Genomic DNA, 13,632 nt, shown 5'->3' on the forward strand with positions numbered 1-13,632 from the left:
TTTGTCTCATGGAGGTACGAATGCCGGCGACCGTCCAGCCACCCGAGAGCGTCACGTGGCGCGTGCACCTTGACCGGTCCATGTGGATCGGCGGGGTGCGCAGCCTCATGCTGCAGGCGCTGCACCCCATGGCGATGTGGGGGGTCTGGCAGAACTCCAACTTCCGCGAGGACCCCTTCGGGCGGCTCCAGCGGACGTCCGACTTCGTCGGGCTCGGCACGTTCGGCAGCCCCGAGGAGGTCGAGGAGGCCGCCTACCGGGTGCGGGAGATCCACCGGAGCCTGCGCATCCTCAACCACGACACCGGGAAGAAGGAGCGGCTCGACCAGCCCGAGCTGCTGCTGTGGGTGCACTGCGCCGAGGTCTACTCCTACCTGGAAGTGGCGCGCAGGGCCGGGCAGCCGCTCACCGGCGCCATGGCCGACCGGTACCTGGACGAGCAGCGCAAGTCGGCGACGCTCGTCGGGCTGCACGCCGAGGACGTCCCCGGCAGCGTCGCGGAGATGGAGGCGTTCTTCGCCGAGATGCGGCCCAGGCTGCGGGTCACCGAGGAGGCGGCGGAGACCGTCCGGTTCCTGATGTGGCCGACGATGCCGGAGAACCTGAAGTTCCTCGCGCCCGGCAAGCCCGGCTACTTCCCGTTCGGCGCGCTCTGCTACTACTCGCTGCCGGACTGGGCCCGCAGGATGTACGGGGCCCTCCCCGAGGTGCCGCAGCCGGCTGTGACGGCGGCGCTCAGGTCGTTCCGGCTCGCGATGAACTCGGTCCCGGAGCGGCTGCACGACTACGCCTTCGCCAAGGACACCCGCGACATGCTCGAACGGACGAGGCAGCGGCTCGCGGCGGAGGGATACGACCTCGGCAAGGGCCTGTACGGGCTGCGCGACCCGCGCCGGTGGCCCGCCCAGCAGGCCCTCGCACCCGCCTAGCCGGCGTCGACGGGAAGCGCCGCCCACGGCTCCTTGCGCGGGGCGGCCTCCCGGCCCTCCGGGCAGTGGCGGGCGAAGTCGCACCACGAGCACAGGTTGCTCGGACGCGGCGGGAACAGCTCGTCGTAGGGGGCGTGCTCGACCTCGCCCGCGCGAGGCTTCGGAATCCGAGTGCGATTCTCTGTGGAGGGACGGCCCCCCGGAAGAGCCTTGTACGCCTCGTCGGCGGCGGCGGCCTCGGCGGCGATCTGCTCGGCCCGCCGCATGTGCCGGGCCAGGGACTCGTCGGTGTGCTCCCACACCGCGACCTCGCCCGACGGCAGGTGGTGCAGCTCGACGCGATGGCACGGGCGGCGCAGGACGCGGGCCGCCGCCACCGCGTAGATCGCCAGCGCGAGCGAGCCGCGCGCGTCGTCCGAGGTGAGGATGTGCCGCCCCGTCTTGTAGTCGACCACGACGAGTTCGGCGCCGCGCCCGTCGAGGCGGTCGATGCGCCCGGACACCGCGATCCGGTCGGTGCGGGTCGCGACGGTGCGCTCGACGCCGAGCGGCTCGTCGGACGGGTCGAGCCCGGCCGCGTACCGCTCGGTCATCTCGCGGGCCCGCTCGCGCCACTGCGCGGACTGCGCCTCGTCGCGGAAGCCGTCCGTCAGCCAGCCGCGGGCCAGCAGCGTCCCGGCGGCCTCCGGGGTGCGTTCGCGGACGGGCAGCCGCCACCAGCCGGCCAGCGCGTTGTGCACGCTCGCACCGACGCTGTTGTGCGCCCACGGCGGGCCCTTCGGCGGCATCGGACGGTCCAGGTAGGTCATCCGGTAGCGGCGCGGGCAGTCCAGCCACGAGTTCAGCCGCGACGGCGTGCACGTGTACAGCCGCCGGGGCATCCCGTCGAAGCCCAGCTGCTCAGCACCCACGCTCAACGCCCCTTCGCGCCGGTCGTCCGGAGAGCAGCGGCCCGGTCAGTCGTCGTCCGACTCGTTCGCCAGCGAGCCCCAGGTCTCCCAGCGGGCGTCCTCTTCGCCGACGGTGGTCTCCTCGCCCTGGGCGGGCAGGACCCGCAGGTCCTTCGGCAGCGGGGTCAGCAGCGCGCCGATCGAGTTGAGCTGCTTGCGCAGGTCCTCGTAGACGCCGCCGATCGAGCCGGGCCGGCCGCGGTGCAGGGTGTCGCCGGAGAACAGCAGGCCGAGCTGCTCGCTGATCACGCAGACGCTGCCGGGCGTGTGGCCGGGGGTCTGCACGATCTCCAGCTGCGCGTCGGCGATCTCGAAGACGCCGCCGTCCTCCAGCCAGATGTCGGGTTCGAGGGACCGCAGCGCCTTGGCGTCGTCCTCGTCGTCCTCCTCCTTGGCGAGGCGGCCGAAGTAGTCGCGCCACAGCAGCCGGTCGGCGCGGTGCAGCGCGATCGGGGCCCAGTTCTCCTCGTCCTCCTCGCCGGCGGCGGCGACCTCGAGGACCACGCCGAGGCGGTGCTCGTTGCCGTCGGTCAGCAGGACGGCCATGACCTCCCGGTCACCGACCTCCTTGAGGATGGCCTCGGCGTCGTGCGCCGGGTCGATCACGATGACCTCGTCATCGTCGCCGACGAGGTAGGTGTTGTTCTCGACGTCGTACTCGGTGTCGTCCAGGGCCAGCGTCCCCGACGTCACCACCTGTTCGATGCGCGCGTCCACGCTTCGCACCCTACCGTGCTTCGCGGCCCCCATCGGGCAGACGGAGATCACCGCCGGAGGCGGCCGCGGCGAGCGCCTGGAAGGCGTCCGGCGCGGTGGTCTCGGCGCCGATCCGGTCACCGGTCAACGCGCCGTGGTCGTCGCTGGAGCCGGTCGCGGCGAGGCCGAGCGAGGCGGCCAGGTCACGCAGGCGGGCGCGGTCCTCGGGAACGTGGTCGGGGTGGTCGGCCTCGACCCCGGCGAGCCCGGCGGCGGCGAGCTTCTCGATCACCTCGTCGGCGAAGACGTATCCGCGGCGCCGCGCCCGCGGATGCGCCAGGACGCACACTCCCCCGGCCGCCCGGACGAGCCCGATCGCCCGCTCCGGGTCGAGCGCGTACCGCTCGACGTAGGCGCGGCCGTCCTGCGCGATCCACCGGGGCGTGAACGCCTGCTCCGCCGACTCGATCGCGCCGGCCTCGACCATGGCCCGCGCGATGTGCGGGCGTCCGACCGCCTCGCCGCGCGCGAGGCCGCGGACCATGCCCCACGTGACGTCCACGCCCAGCTCTCGCAGCCTTTCCACCATGCCCTGGGCCCGGAGCACCCGGTCGTCGCGGATCCGGGCCAGCTCGGCGGCCAGCACCGGCTCGCCGGGGTCGAACAGGTAGCCGAGGAGGTGCAGGCTGCGCCCGTCCCACGCGCACGACAACTCGATCCCGGGGACGAGCGTCAGGCCGTCCGGCAGCGCGGCGGCCGCCTCGTCCCATCCGGCGACGGTGTCGTGGTCGGTGAGCGCGACGACGTCCACCCCGTTCTCCCGCGCCCGCCTGACGACCTCGGCGGGCGGGCGCGTCCCGTCGGACGCGTCACTGTGGCAGTGCAGATCGATCCGCATGCCCCTTTCCTACCAAGCTTCCGCACATCGTCGCCGGACATGGACGAGCTGCGCGTCACCGTCCGCGAGTACCTGGCCGGTGTCCTGCCCTAGACGGCCGGAAGCCCGCGGTCACTCCTCCAGGCGGGGGCTGTGGGCGCCGTAGGGGAGGTCGAGCTCCATGCCCGGTTCGCGGAGGTCGAGGAGGTTCAGGCCGTCCAGCATCAGGACCCCGGCGTCGGCGGGCCACAGCACCGCCCACAGCCAGTGGCCCATCGCCTCCCCCACGTAGACGGCGCGGTCGGGGCGGTCGCCGACCGCCCACATCGGCACCGAGTGGCCGCAGGTCGCGGCCGGTCCGCTGACGTCGATCTTCACGTGCGGCGGGCCGCCGTTGAACGCCTCGCCGGGGTCGCCCTCCAGTCCCGCGTAGTGGACGCCGAGCCCTATCCCGGGGTCCTCGGCGATCAGCACCAGGTCGGCCGGGCCGCGCAGTAATCCCGGCCCGGACGCGGCGACGGCCGTCGCGCGTGCGCCGGAGCGGTCGTCCCCGACCGTGGTGAACCCAGTGACGAGCCAGGCCGGCGGAAGAGGCCAGGGCGTCCAGACGGGGACTTTCGCATCGCGCAGCACGGCGGCCAGCCCGTCCGGGCCGGGACGCTTGGACGGCTGCCTCGGCAGTACGGCGCCGTGCACACCGCAGGTCCAGTCGCTGGACCAGAGACTCGGCGCGCTGAGAGGACCCGCGCAGCGCGGGCATGTGGGCTCCGCCCTCATGATTACCCACCCTGCGCGGCGACGTCCGTGCTCGTCAAGGTCAACCCGGTCGCCGGCTGGGAAAGTGGCGACAAAATGGGGTCATGCGAGTGCGTTGCGTAGGCGGGATCGTGCGGGACGGCGAGGGGCGGCTGCTCCTGGTGCGGCGGGGCCGCCCGCCGGGCGAGGGACTGTGGTCCATTCCGGGCGGACGGGTCGAACCCGGCGAGGACGACCCGGCGGCGGTCGCCCGCGAGCTGAAGGAGGAGACGGGCCTCGACGTGGTCGTCGGCGCCCTCGCCGGGACGGTGGAGCGCCCCGGGCCCGGCGACGCCGTCTACGAGATCCACGACTACGCGGCGACCGTGGCCGGCGGGACGCTGCGCGCCGGGGACGACGCGTCCGACGTGCGCTGGGCGTCCGCGGACGACCTGCGCGAGCTTCCGATCACGCCGGGATTGCTCGACGCGCTCGCGCGGTGGGGCGTCCTATGAGGCGCGCACCGGTTCGGTGTCCGCCGCCACCGGCACGTCGCCGTCGCCCCGGCCAGCGGTGACGGTCGGGATCCGCATCCGCCGCGCCAGCCACACGACGGCCGCCGCGTACAGCACCATCGGGACGATGTCCGCCGCGACGATCTGCCACGGGACGCCGCCCTGCTCGATGTCCAGCTCGCCGATGGCGGCCGGGCCGAGGAACGCGATCAGGTTGTTGAACACGTGCATGGCGATGCCCGACTCCAGCCCGCCCGTCCGCACCGCGAGCCACGCCGCGATCGCGCCGAAGGCGAAGATGTCGAGGATGCCCCAGCCCGTGTAGCCGTGGCCGGCCGTGAACAGGGCCGAGCCGACGACGATGCCGGGCCACGGCGTCCGGAACACGACGCTGAAGGCCCGTCCTACGCGCGACCTGGCGTTCTCCAGCGTGCAGGCGCCCACGGCCTGGAGCAGCCAGCCGCGGAACAGGAACTCCTCCGCCGCCGACTGGAACGGCACCAGCAGGACGATGACGATGGCCGGGGCGAGGAACCGCCCCCACCCGACCCAGTGCTCGTCGCCGCCCGACGGGTCGTCGACCGCGGCGGAGGCGATGATCGACGTCGCGTAGGACATGATGCAGAACAGGATCGCCAGGCCGCAGCACACGAGCATCCAGCGCCAGCGCAGCCGCCCCGCGACCGACGCCAGCGTGCCCGGCCGCCGCCGCTGGACGAGCCACGCCCCGAGCAGCGCCACCGGCAGGAACACCGCCAGCGCCCCGAGGTTGAACGCCAGGTCGGCGGTCTGGTCGCCGAAGATCGAGTCCGTGTCCGACGCGGCCGGGTCGGGCACCTCGCCGGTGGCCAGCACGCGGACGATCGTCCCGACGAGCATCAGCCCGATCGCCAGCACCATCCCGGCCGCGGCGATGGCGAGGCTCCCCACCAGCGGCCGCCACCACCGGTGCGCCTCGTTGCGCGCGACCCGGTGGAACGGCACGCCCTCCGGCGACGGCACCGTCCAAGGCCGCTTGACCGGCTGGACCCCGTACCCGCCGCCGTAGGGCCCGGGTGCCCCGTACGGCCCCGGCGGCTCAGCCGGCGCACCCGGCCAGTAGGGCACCCCGGCCGTGTACCCCTGCGGTGGCGATTGCCCGTACGGCTGGTCCGAGTAGGACGGCGGCTGCGGGTAAGGCGGGTGCGGGTAAGGCCGCTGGGCCTCCTGGTCCTCCGGTGGCCGCTGGTCCAGGTCGGGGTCTATCGGGTGCCAGCCGTTGCTGTCGCCTGGTTCTGACACGTGGGTGGCCCTTCCTGAAAACCTTCGCGTACGTGGGACGAATCGTATGGGGCGTTCAGTTCCCCGGGGGTTCGAAGCGCCGGGTGCGCGCCAGCCCGGCGGCGCGGCCCTTGGCGGCGATGACGAGCGCCATCTTGCGGGACGCCTCGTCGATCATCTCGTCGCCGAGGCGGGCGGCGCCGCGGCCCTCCCCCAGCGAGTGGTCGTAGGCGTCCAGGATCAGCTCGGCGTGGTCGTAGTCGTCCTGGGACGGGGAGAACACGGCGTTTCCCGCGTCGATCTGGGACGGGTGCAGCACCCACTTCCCGTCGAAGCCGAGGGCGGCGGAGCGCCCCGCGACGCGCGTGAAGGCGTCCACGTCGCGGATGTTGAAGTACGGCCCGTCGATGGCCTGCAGGTCGTTGGCGCGGGCGGCCATCAGGATGCGCATCAGGATGTAGTGGTAGGCATCGCCCTCGGTGTAGCCGGGCGGCTGCTCCCCGACGACGAGCGTCTTCATGTTGATCGAGGCCATCAGGTCGCCGGGGCCGAGGACGAGGGCCTCCAGCCGGGGCGAGGACGCGGCGATCGCGTCGATGTTCACCATGCCGCGGGCGTCCTCGATCTGCGCCTCGATGCCGATCCGGCCCGCGGGCAGGCCCGTCGCCCGCTCGATCTGGGTGAGCAGGCGGTCGAGCCACTGGACGTGGGCGGCGTCCGGGACCTTGGGCAGCATGATCGCGTCCAGGTTCGCGCCGGCGCCCTCGACGACCTCGATGACGTCCCGGTAGGCCCAGTGGGTGTCCAGGTCGTTGACGCGGACCACGCGGGTCTTTCCCGTCCAGTCGCCGTCGTTGAGCGCGGCGGCGACCGTCCTGCGGGCGTCCTCCTTCGCCGCCGGCGCGACGGCGTCCTCCAGGTCGAGGAAGACCTCGTCGGCGGGCAGCCCCTGCGCCTTCTCGATGAAGCGGGGATTGCTGCCGGGAACCGCGAGGGTGGTACGTCGAGAGCGCATGGCCCGGATGCTATCGGCGGGGTGTGAGACCCTTCGGGCATGGGGCTGAACAGGGCGCTGGTCGAAGAGGCGGCCAAGAAGTCGGGGCTGCTGTGGCTGGACGTGCCCGGCCTGCCGCAGCCGCGCGCCGCCTGGCACGTGTGGCACGACGGGGCGGCGTACGTGCTGACCGGCGGGGAGGGCGAGCAGCCGATCCCCGGCCTGCCGGAGGCCGCGCACGTGACGGTGATCCTGCGCAGCAAGGACAAGGGCGGCCGCCTCGTCTCGTTCGTCGCCGACGCCGAGCAGGTCGAGCCGGGCTCGGAGCTGTGGGACGAGGTGACGCCGATCCTCGCCAAGGAGCGCCTGAACGCGGCCACCCACGAGGGCCAGGTCGAGACCTGGGCCGGCGAGTCGTGGATCATCCGGCTGACCCCGGCCGACGAGGCCGCCCAGGCGCCGGCCGAGTACGCCGCCGTCCGGCCGGTCCCGACCCCGGCGACGACGGCCGGCGCGCCCCCGCGCCTGTACGGCGGCAAACGCCGCCGCGCCGACCGGTAGCCCTCACCTGCCAGCCCTCATAGGGGGAGTTCGCGGCCCCCGGCGACGGACCGGAGCTTGTCGGGGTTGGCCACCAGGTGGATGCCGTGGACGCGGCCGTCCGCGTCGACGTCCACGGTGACGGTGCTGAGCGGGCCGTCCGGGCCGTCCACGACCAGGGCGGGCTCGCCGTTGATGTACACCCGCCGGATCCGCATGTCGGCCGGTTCCACCCCCGCGTAGGGGCGGCCGGTGATCGCGGTGAGCCAGCGGCCGACCTTGTCCGCGCCGTGGATCGGGCGCAGGGCCGCCCGGACCTTGCCGCCGCCGTCGGTCCACAGCGCGACGTCGGGGGCGAGGACCTCCATGAGCCGGTTGATGTCGCCGCCGAGGACCGCGTCCATGAAGCGGTCGGTGGCCTCGCGCCGCTCCGCGCCGCCCGCCTCGAAGCGGGGGCGGCGGGCCTCCACGTGCTTGCGGGCGCGGGTGCCGAGCTGCCGCACCGACACCTCGGAGCGGTCCAGCGCCTCCCCGATCTCGGCGTAGGGGAAGCCGAAGACCTCCTTGAGGACGAACACGGCGCGTTCGAGCGGGCTCAGCGTCTCCAGGACGACGAGCATCGCCATCGACACCGACTCCGACAGCTCGGCGTCCTCGGCGACGTCCGGGGAGGTCAGCAGCGGCTCGGGCAGCCAGGGCCCCACGTAGGTCTCGCGGCGGGCCTGCGCCGAGCGCAGCCGGTCGAGCGCCACGTTGGTGGTGATGCGGACCAGGTACGCCTTCGGGTCGGCGACCCCGGACCGGTCGCCGGCGGACCAGCGCAGCCAGGCGTCCTGAACGGCGTCCTCGGCGTCGGCGGCCGTGCCCAGCATCCGGTAGGCCACCGCGAAGAGCAGGTTCCGGTGCTCCTCGAAAGGGTCCGCAATCACGTCGCTCACGATCCCCACCATTTCATCCCCCCCGCCACCTTGGACGGGAGGGGCGTCCGCGATGTGACACGCCTGTCCGGATCAGCCGGGAGATCATGGGTAGTGTCCACGCCATGAGCGGAGCTCCGACACGGGTGTTCATCGCCCGGCTCGCGGGCATCGCGGTGTTCGACCCGGCCGGGGACCAGGTCGGCCGGGTCCGCGATGTCGTGGTCGCGCTGCGGCTGGCGCCGCGGCCGCCACGGGTGCTCGGGCTGGTGGTGGAGGTCGCCTCCCGCCGGGCGGTGTTCCTGCCGATCACCCGGGTGACGGTGATCGAGGCGGACGCGATCATCTTCGACGGGCGGCTGAACATGCGCAGGTTCAGCAAGCGCGACTCCGAGACGCTGGTGATCGCCGAGATGCTGGACCGGACGGTCCGGTTCCGCGAGGACGGCGAGCCCGTCTCCGTGGTGGACGTGGCGATGGAGCCGACCCGCACCCGCGACTGGCACGTCACCAAGGTCGCCGTCCGCCGCCGGACGGGCCGCGGCCTGCGCAAACGCGGAGAGAGCCTGGTCGTGAACTGGGACGCCGTGGAGGGCTTCTCCGCCGTCGAGCACGGGCAGGGCGCGGCCGGGCTGATCGCCGCGTTCGAGCGGATGAAGCCCGCCGACCTCGCGGGCATCGTCCACGAGCTGCCGGAGAAGCGCCGCACCGAGGTGGCGGTCGCGCTGGACGACGAGCGGCTCGCCGACGTCCTGGAGGAGCTGCCCGAGGACGACCAGATCGAGATCCTCGGCAAGCTGGAGGTCGACCGGGCCGCCGACGTCCTGGAGGCGATGGGCCCCGACGACGCCGCCGACCTGCTCGGCGAGCTGCCGACCGAGCAGCGCGAGCAGCTGCTGACGCTGATGGAGCCGCACGAGGCGGCGCCGGTGCGGCGGCTGCTCACCTACCCGGACCTGTCGGCGGGCGGGCTGATGACGACCGACCCGGTGATCGTCCCGCCGGACGGGACGGTCGCCGAGGCGCTCGCGCTGATCCGCCGCCCCGACCTGAACCCGGCGCTGGCCGCGCAGGTGTACGTGTGCCGGCCGCCGACCGCGACGCCCACCGGCCGCTACCTCGGCACGGTGCACTTCCAGAAGCTGCTGCGGGAGCCGCCGCCGACGCTGGTCAGCGGGATCGTGGACACCGAGCTGGACCCGCTGCGCCCCACCATGTCGCTGGAGGCCGTCGCGATGTTCCTGGCCACCTACAACCTGGTCGCGGGCGCCGTCGTGGACGAGAACGGGCATCTGCTCGGCTCGGTGACGATCGACGACGTCCTGGACCACCTGCTGCCCGAGGACTGGCGGGAGACCGCGATGGAAGCGAGCGCCGAGGGGTCCGCCGATCCCGAGGAAGAGGCTCTCCGGGGGACGACATGATGCCGACACGCCAGATGACCGCGCGCCTGGACCAGCCGAGGGAGCTGCGCCGCACGCTGCTGCCGCGCCCGCACTACGATCCCGAGTCGTTCGGGCGGCTGTCGGAGCGGATCGCGCGGTTCCTGGGCACCGCCAGGTTCCTCGTGTACATGACCGTGTTCGTCACCGTGTGGATCGTGTGGAACCTGGTCGCGCCGGAGGCGCTGAAGTTCGACCCGTACCCGTTCATCTTCCTGACGCTGATGCTGTCGCTGCAGGCGTCCTACGCGGCTCCGCTGATCCTGCTGGCGCAGAACCGGCAGGACGACCGGGACCGCGTCCAGTACGAGCAGGACCGGGCGCGCGGCGACCGCAGCATCGCCGACACCGAGTACCTGACCAGGGAGATCGCCGGGCTGCGGGTCGCGCTGAACGAGGTCGTCACCCGCGACTTCCTGCGCTCGGAGCTCCAGCAGATCCTCAAGGACCTGGACGCCAAGGAGCACGTCTCCTAGGCGGGGACCTCCTCGTCGGCGAGCTTGTCGAGGAGGTGCCTGAGGGCGCGCAGGTCCGGCTCGTCCAGGCGGCTGAGCACGTGGTCTCGGACGCCCTCCCGGTAGGTGGGGGTGGCCTCGGCCAGCCGGTCGCGGCCGCCCGCGGTGAGGACGGCGAACAGGCCGCGCGCGTCGCTCGGGCACGACTGCCTGATGACCAGGCCGTCCCGCTGGAGCCGGTCGACGAGCCGCGTCAGGCCGCTGCGCGACAGCAGCACGCGGTCGGCGAGGTCGTTCATCCGCAGCCGCCCGCCCGGCGCCTCGCCGAGGTGCATGAGCACCTCGTAGGAGCCGAGCGCGAGGTCGTGCCGGGCCAGCAGATCGGCCTGCAGCCGGCGGGAGAGCCGCGCTTCCGCGCGCAGCAGCGTCCGCCAGACGATCAGCTCGGCGCCCGCCGAGAGGGTGCTGCCTGTCACGGGACCGATCGTAGGCCCGGCGGCCGCCCGGCGCGACGGGGACGCACACCCGGGTGTGAGGACCGACACCCTGATTAGCAGGTATCGGCCTCGGGTTCATACCATGGGCGTATGGCCTCCCAGTTGACGACCGAGCGGGTGACCGAGGCGCTTGCCACGGTGAACGATCCTGAGATCCACAAACCCATCACCGAGCTCGACATGGTCAAGAGCATCGACATCGAGGCGGACGGCACCGTCCGCGTCGGCGTCTACCTGACCGTGGCCGGATGTCCGATGAAGGACACCATCACCAAGAACGTCACGGAGGCCGTATCCAAGCTCGACGGGGTGTCCTCGGTGCGCGTCGACCTCGACGTGATGAGCGAGGAGCAGCGCAAGGATCTGCAGACCAAGCTGCGCGGCGGGGAGCCTGCCAAGGAGATCCCGTTCGCCAAGCCGAACTCGCTGACCAAGGTGTACGCGGTGGCGAGCGGCAAGGGCGGCGTCGGCAAGTCGTCGGTGACGGTGAACCTGGCCGCCGCGCTGGCCGCGCAGGGCCGCAAGGTCGGGGTCGTGGACGCCGACATCTACGGCCACTCGGTGCCGCGGATGCTGGGCGTGGACGCCTCGCCCACCAAGGTCGAAGACATGATCATGCCGCCGTCCGCGCACGACGTGAAGGTGATCTCGGTCGGCATGTTCACCGCCGGGAACCAGCCGGTCGTGTGGCGCGGCCCGATGCTGCACCGGGCGCTGCAGCAGTTCCTCACCGACGTCTACTGGGGCGACCTCGACATCCTGCTGATGGACCTGCCGCCCGGCACCGGCGACATCGCGATCTCCGTCGCGCAGCTGCTGCCGTCCGCGGAGATCCTCGTCGTCACCACCCCGCAGCAGGCCGCCGCCGAGGTGGCCGAGCGGGCGGGCGCGATCGCCGCGCAGACCCACCAGCAGGTCGTCGGTGTGATCGAGAACATGTCCTACCTCGCCTGCCCGCACTGCGGTGAGCAGCAGCACATCTTCGGCGAGGGCGGCGGCCAGACGGTCGCGGACGCGCTGACGAAGACGCTCGGCACCCGCGTCCCCATGCTCGGCCAGGTGCAGATCGACCCGCGCCTGCGCGAGGGCGGCGACAGCGGCGTCCCGCTGGTGCTCTCCGACCCGGACGCCGGCGCCGCCAAGGAGCTCCGCACCATCGCCGACAAGCTCGCCGGCCGCTCCCGCGGCCTCGCCGGCATGTCCCTCGGCATCGCCCCCAAGGGCAGGTAGAGCGCGCGACGAGGAAACCCCGCCGGGTCTCCGGCGGGGTTTCCTCGTTTCAAGATCAGGTGGCCTCGTTGTCGAACGGGGGCTTCTCGCCGTCCAGCTCGCCGGGGGTGGTGGCGTAGGAGGGCTCGTCGTCGAAGAGGCCCGCGCCGTTCTTGGTGAGGTAGCCGTCGTCGTCCTCGAAGAGGTGCTTGCGGACGAACGTCTTCGGGTTGAGGTCGTTGATGTCGAAGTCCTTGAACTCCGGCCCGAGCCCCTCCTGGAGGTCGGCCTTGGCGCTGTTGGCCATCTCGCGGAACTGCCGCAGCATCCGGCCGGCCTGCCCGGCGACCTGCGGCAGCTTGTCGCCGAAGATGACCAGGGCGAGGACGACGAGCACCGCCATCTCACCGAGTCCGACGTCGAACAACCCGTCCTCCACACACAGCCCGAGGGGACCGGCCCTGCGGCCGGCCCCCTAAGCGTATCCCCAGGCCCGGTGAACCCGGCCTGAACATCCGTGCCCGATCAGCCCGTGCCCGATCAAACCGTGCCCGATCAGCCCGCGCCCGATCAGCCCGTGCCGGATCAGTCGGAGCCGAGCGTGACCCGCACGCTGCTCTCCTTGCCGTCCCGCTGGTAGGTGACCTTGATGTTCTCGCCGGGGGCGCGGCTGCGGATCTGCGCGATCAGGTCGGTGGCGTCCTCGATCGGCTTGTCGTCGATCTTGGTGATGACGTCGCCGGGCTTCAGGCCCGCCTTGTCCGCCGGGCCGCCCTTGGTCACCGGGTCCTGCCCGCTGACCGGCTGCGGCATGATCCGGGCGCCGCCCTGCTGGTAGCGGGGGTCGGGCAGCACGCCGAGCTTGGCCTGCTTCACCTTCCCGGTCGCGATGATCTCCTCGGCGACCCGCTTGGCCTGGTTGATCGGGATCGCGAAGCCGAGGCCGATGCTGCCGCTCTGCTGCTCGCCGCCGAGCGACTGGCCGCCGAGCGTCGCGATCGCGGTGTTGATGCCGATCACGCGGCCCTTCGCGTCCACCAGCGGCCCGCCCGAGTTGCCCGGGTTGATCGCCGCGTCCGTCTGGATCGCGTTCAGGTAGGACGAGTCGCCGCCGCTGCCCTCGCCGCCCGTGGGCACGGCCCGGTTCAGCGAGCTGACGATCCCGGTGGTGACCGAGCCCTGCAGGCCGAGCGGCGAGCCGATCGCGATCACCGGGTCGCCGACGGCGATGGCGCCGGAGTCGCCGACCGTCAGCGCGGGCAGCGAGTGCTGGCCCTGCGGCTGCAGCACGGCGACGTCCGAGCTCGGGTCGGTGCCCTTGACGGTCGCGGGCAGCGTCTTCTTGTCGTTGAAGACGATCTGGATCTGCCCGTTGCCGCCCCCGCCGGAGACGACGTGGTTGTTGGTGATGACGTAGCCGCCCTTGACGATGAAGCCGGTGCCGCCGACCTCGCCCTGCGCGGCCTTCACCCGGATCATTACGACGCTCGGGAGCACCCGCTGCGCGACGCCGGCGACCGAGTCCGGCGGGCGGTTCTGCACCTTCGTGTCGCCGCCGCCGCTGCCGCCGAGGCTGACCGAACCGCCGCCGTCGTCGCCGTTGGTCGCGATCACGC

16 protein-coding genes are annotated in these 13,632 nt (G+C 72.6%); 6 read left to right on the forward strand and 10 right to left on the reverse strand.

Annotation, left to right across the window (positions count from 1 at the left end):
- Positions 1–8: 8 nt before the first annotated feature.
- Positions 9–929 carry an oxygenase MpaB family protein gene (locus E1293_RS08710; protein ID WP_243716107.1) on the forward strand — a complete coding sequence of 307 codons (921 nt, stop codon included), beginning with the start codon at positions 9–11 and terminating at the stop codon, positions 927–929.
- Here the strand turns inward: E1293_RS08710 and E1293_RS08715 are convergent.
- The 4 genes from E1293_RS08715 to E1293_RS08730 form a co-directional block, all read right to left on the reverse strand.
- On the reverse strand, positions 926–1,840 hold the full coding sequence (locus E1293_RS08715) for a RecB family exonuclease (protein ID WP_243716108.1): 915 nt from the start codon (positions 1,838–1,840) through the stop codon (positions 926–928). The two genes, E1293_RS08710 and E1293_RS08715, sit on opposite strands and share 4 nt — an antisense overlap.
- A 45-nt stretch (positions 1,841–1,885) precedes the next feature.
- Positions 1,886–2,596: an MBL fold metallo-hydrolase gene (locus E1293_RS08720; protein ID WP_132195699.1), complete on the reverse strand. Its 711-nt coding sequence runs from the start codon at positions 2,594–2,596 to the stop codon at positions 1,886–1,888.
- 10 nt (positions 2,597–2,606) lie between these two features.
- Positions 2,607–3,473: a PHP domain-containing protein gene (locus E1293_RS08725; protein ID WP_132195701.1), complete on the reverse strand. Its 867-nt coding sequence runs from the start codon at positions 3,471–3,473 to the stop codon at positions 2,607–2,609.
- A gap of 111 nt (positions 3,474–3,584) precedes the next feature.
- Positions 3,585–4,229 carry a DUF6758 family protein gene (locus tag E1293_RS08730; RefSeq protein WP_132195703.1) on the reverse strand — a complete coding sequence of 215 codons (645 nt, stop codon included), beginning with the start codon at positions 4,227–4,229 and terminating at the stop codon, positions 3,585–3,587.
- Positions 4,230–4,312: 83 nt separating this feature from the next.
- Between E1293_RS08730 and E1293_RS08735 the strand changes: the two genes are divergently transcribed.
- Positions 4,313–4,702, forward strand: coding sequence for an NUDIX hydrolase (locus E1293_RS08735; protein WP_132195705.1), 390 nt, complete (start codon positions 4,313–4,315; stop codon positions 4,700–4,702).
- Here the strand turns inward: E1293_RS08735 and E1293_RS08740 are convergent.
- Together E1293_RS08740 and E1293_RS08745 are read right to left on the reverse strand one after the other, a co-directional pair.
- Positions 4,697–5,983 carry a CPBP family intramembrane glutamic endopeptidase gene (locus tag E1293_RS08740; RefSeq protein WP_132195707.1) on the reverse strand — a complete coding sequence of 429 codons (1,287 nt, stop codon included), beginning with the start codon at positions 5,981–5,983 and terminating at the stop codon, positions 4,697–4,699. The genes E1293_RS08735 and E1293_RS08740 overlap by 6 nt on opposite strands.
- A 55-nt stretch (positions 5,984–6,038) precedes the next feature.
- On the reverse strand, positions 6,039–6,977 hold the full coding sequence (locus E1293_RS08745) for an HpcH/HpaI aldolase/citrate lyase family protein (protein ID WP_132195709.1): 939 nt from the start codon (positions 6,975–6,977) through the stop codon (positions 6,039–6,041).
- A gap of 39 nt (positions 6,978–7,016) precedes the next feature.
- Here E1293_RS08745 and E1293_RS08750 point away from each other — a divergent pair, with 39 nt between their 5' ends.
- Positions 7,017–7,517 carry a hypothetical protein gene (locus tag E1293_RS08750; protein WP_132195711.1) on the forward strand — a complete coding sequence of 167 codons (501 nt, stop codon included), beginning with the start codon at positions 7,017–7,019 and terminating at the stop codon, positions 7,515–7,517.
- A 17-nt stretch (positions 7,518–7,534) separates the two neighbouring features.
- Here the strand turns inward: E1293_RS08750 and E1293_RS08755 are convergent, their stop codons facing one another.
- Entirely contained in the window at positions 7,535–8,434 is a 900-nt protein-coding gene (locus E1293_RS08755; protein WP_341770178.1) for an RNA polymerase sigma-70 factor, read from the reverse strand.
- Between the two features lie 104 nt (positions 8,435–8,538).
- Here E1293_RS08755 and E1293_RS08760 point away from each other — a divergent pair, with 104 nt between their 5' ends.
- Together E1293_RS08760 and E1293_RS08765 are read left to right on the forward strand one after the other, a co-directional pair.
- Entirely contained in the window at positions 8,539–9,837 is a 1,299-nt protein-coding gene (locus E1293_RS08760) for a magnesium transporter MgtE N-terminal domain-containing protein (RefSeq protein ID WP_132195715.1), read from the forward strand.
- Positions 9,838–9,851: 14 nt separating this feature from the next.
- Complete coding sequence (locus E1293_RS08765) at positions 9,852–10,331, forward strand: DUF1003 domain-containing protein (protein ID WP_207938740.1); 480 nt, start codon at positions 9,852–9,854, stop codon at positions 10,329–10,331.
- On the opposite strand, the gene E1293_RS08770 is transcribed toward E1293_RS08765, so the two are convergent.
- The gene (locus E1293_RS08770; RefSeq protein WP_207938741.1) at positions 10,328–10,786 is read right to left on the reverse strand and encodes a MarR family winged helix-turn-helix transcriptional regulator; all 459 of its coding nucleotides are present in this window, start codon (positions 10,784–10,786) and stop codon (positions 10,328–10,330) included. The genes E1293_RS08765 and E1293_RS08770 overlap by 4 nt on opposite strands.
- 111 nt (positions 10,787–10,897) lie before the next feature.
- On the opposite strand from E1293_RS08770, the gene E1293_RS08775 reads away from it, so the two are divergent.
- Complete coding sequence (locus E1293_RS08775; RefSeq protein ID WP_132195719.1) at positions 10,898–12,037, forward strand: Mrp/NBP35 family ATP-binding protein; 1,140 nt, start codon at positions 10,898–10,900, stop codon at positions 12,035–12,037.
- 55 nt (positions 12,038–12,092) lie between these two features.
- Here the strand turns inward: E1293_RS08775 and E1293_RS08780 are convergent, their stop codons facing one another.
- On the reverse strand, positions 12,093–12,443 hold the full coding sequence (locus E1293_RS08780; protein WP_132195721.1) for a sec-independent translocase: 351 nt from the start codon (positions 12,441–12,443) through the stop codon (positions 12,093–12,095).
- Positions 12,444–12,601: 158 nt separating this feature from the next.
- The coding region (locus E1293_RS08790; RefSeq protein ID WP_132195723.1) for a S1C family serine protease at positions 12,602–13,632 on the reverse strand (1,031 nt) is incomplete at its 5' end.

The sequence above is a fragment of the Actinomadura darangshiensis genome (genome assembly GCF_004349235.1).
Classification (GTDB): Bacteria; Actinomycetota; Actinomycetes; order Streptosporangiales; family Streptosporangiaceae; genus Spirillospora; species Spirillospora darangshiensis.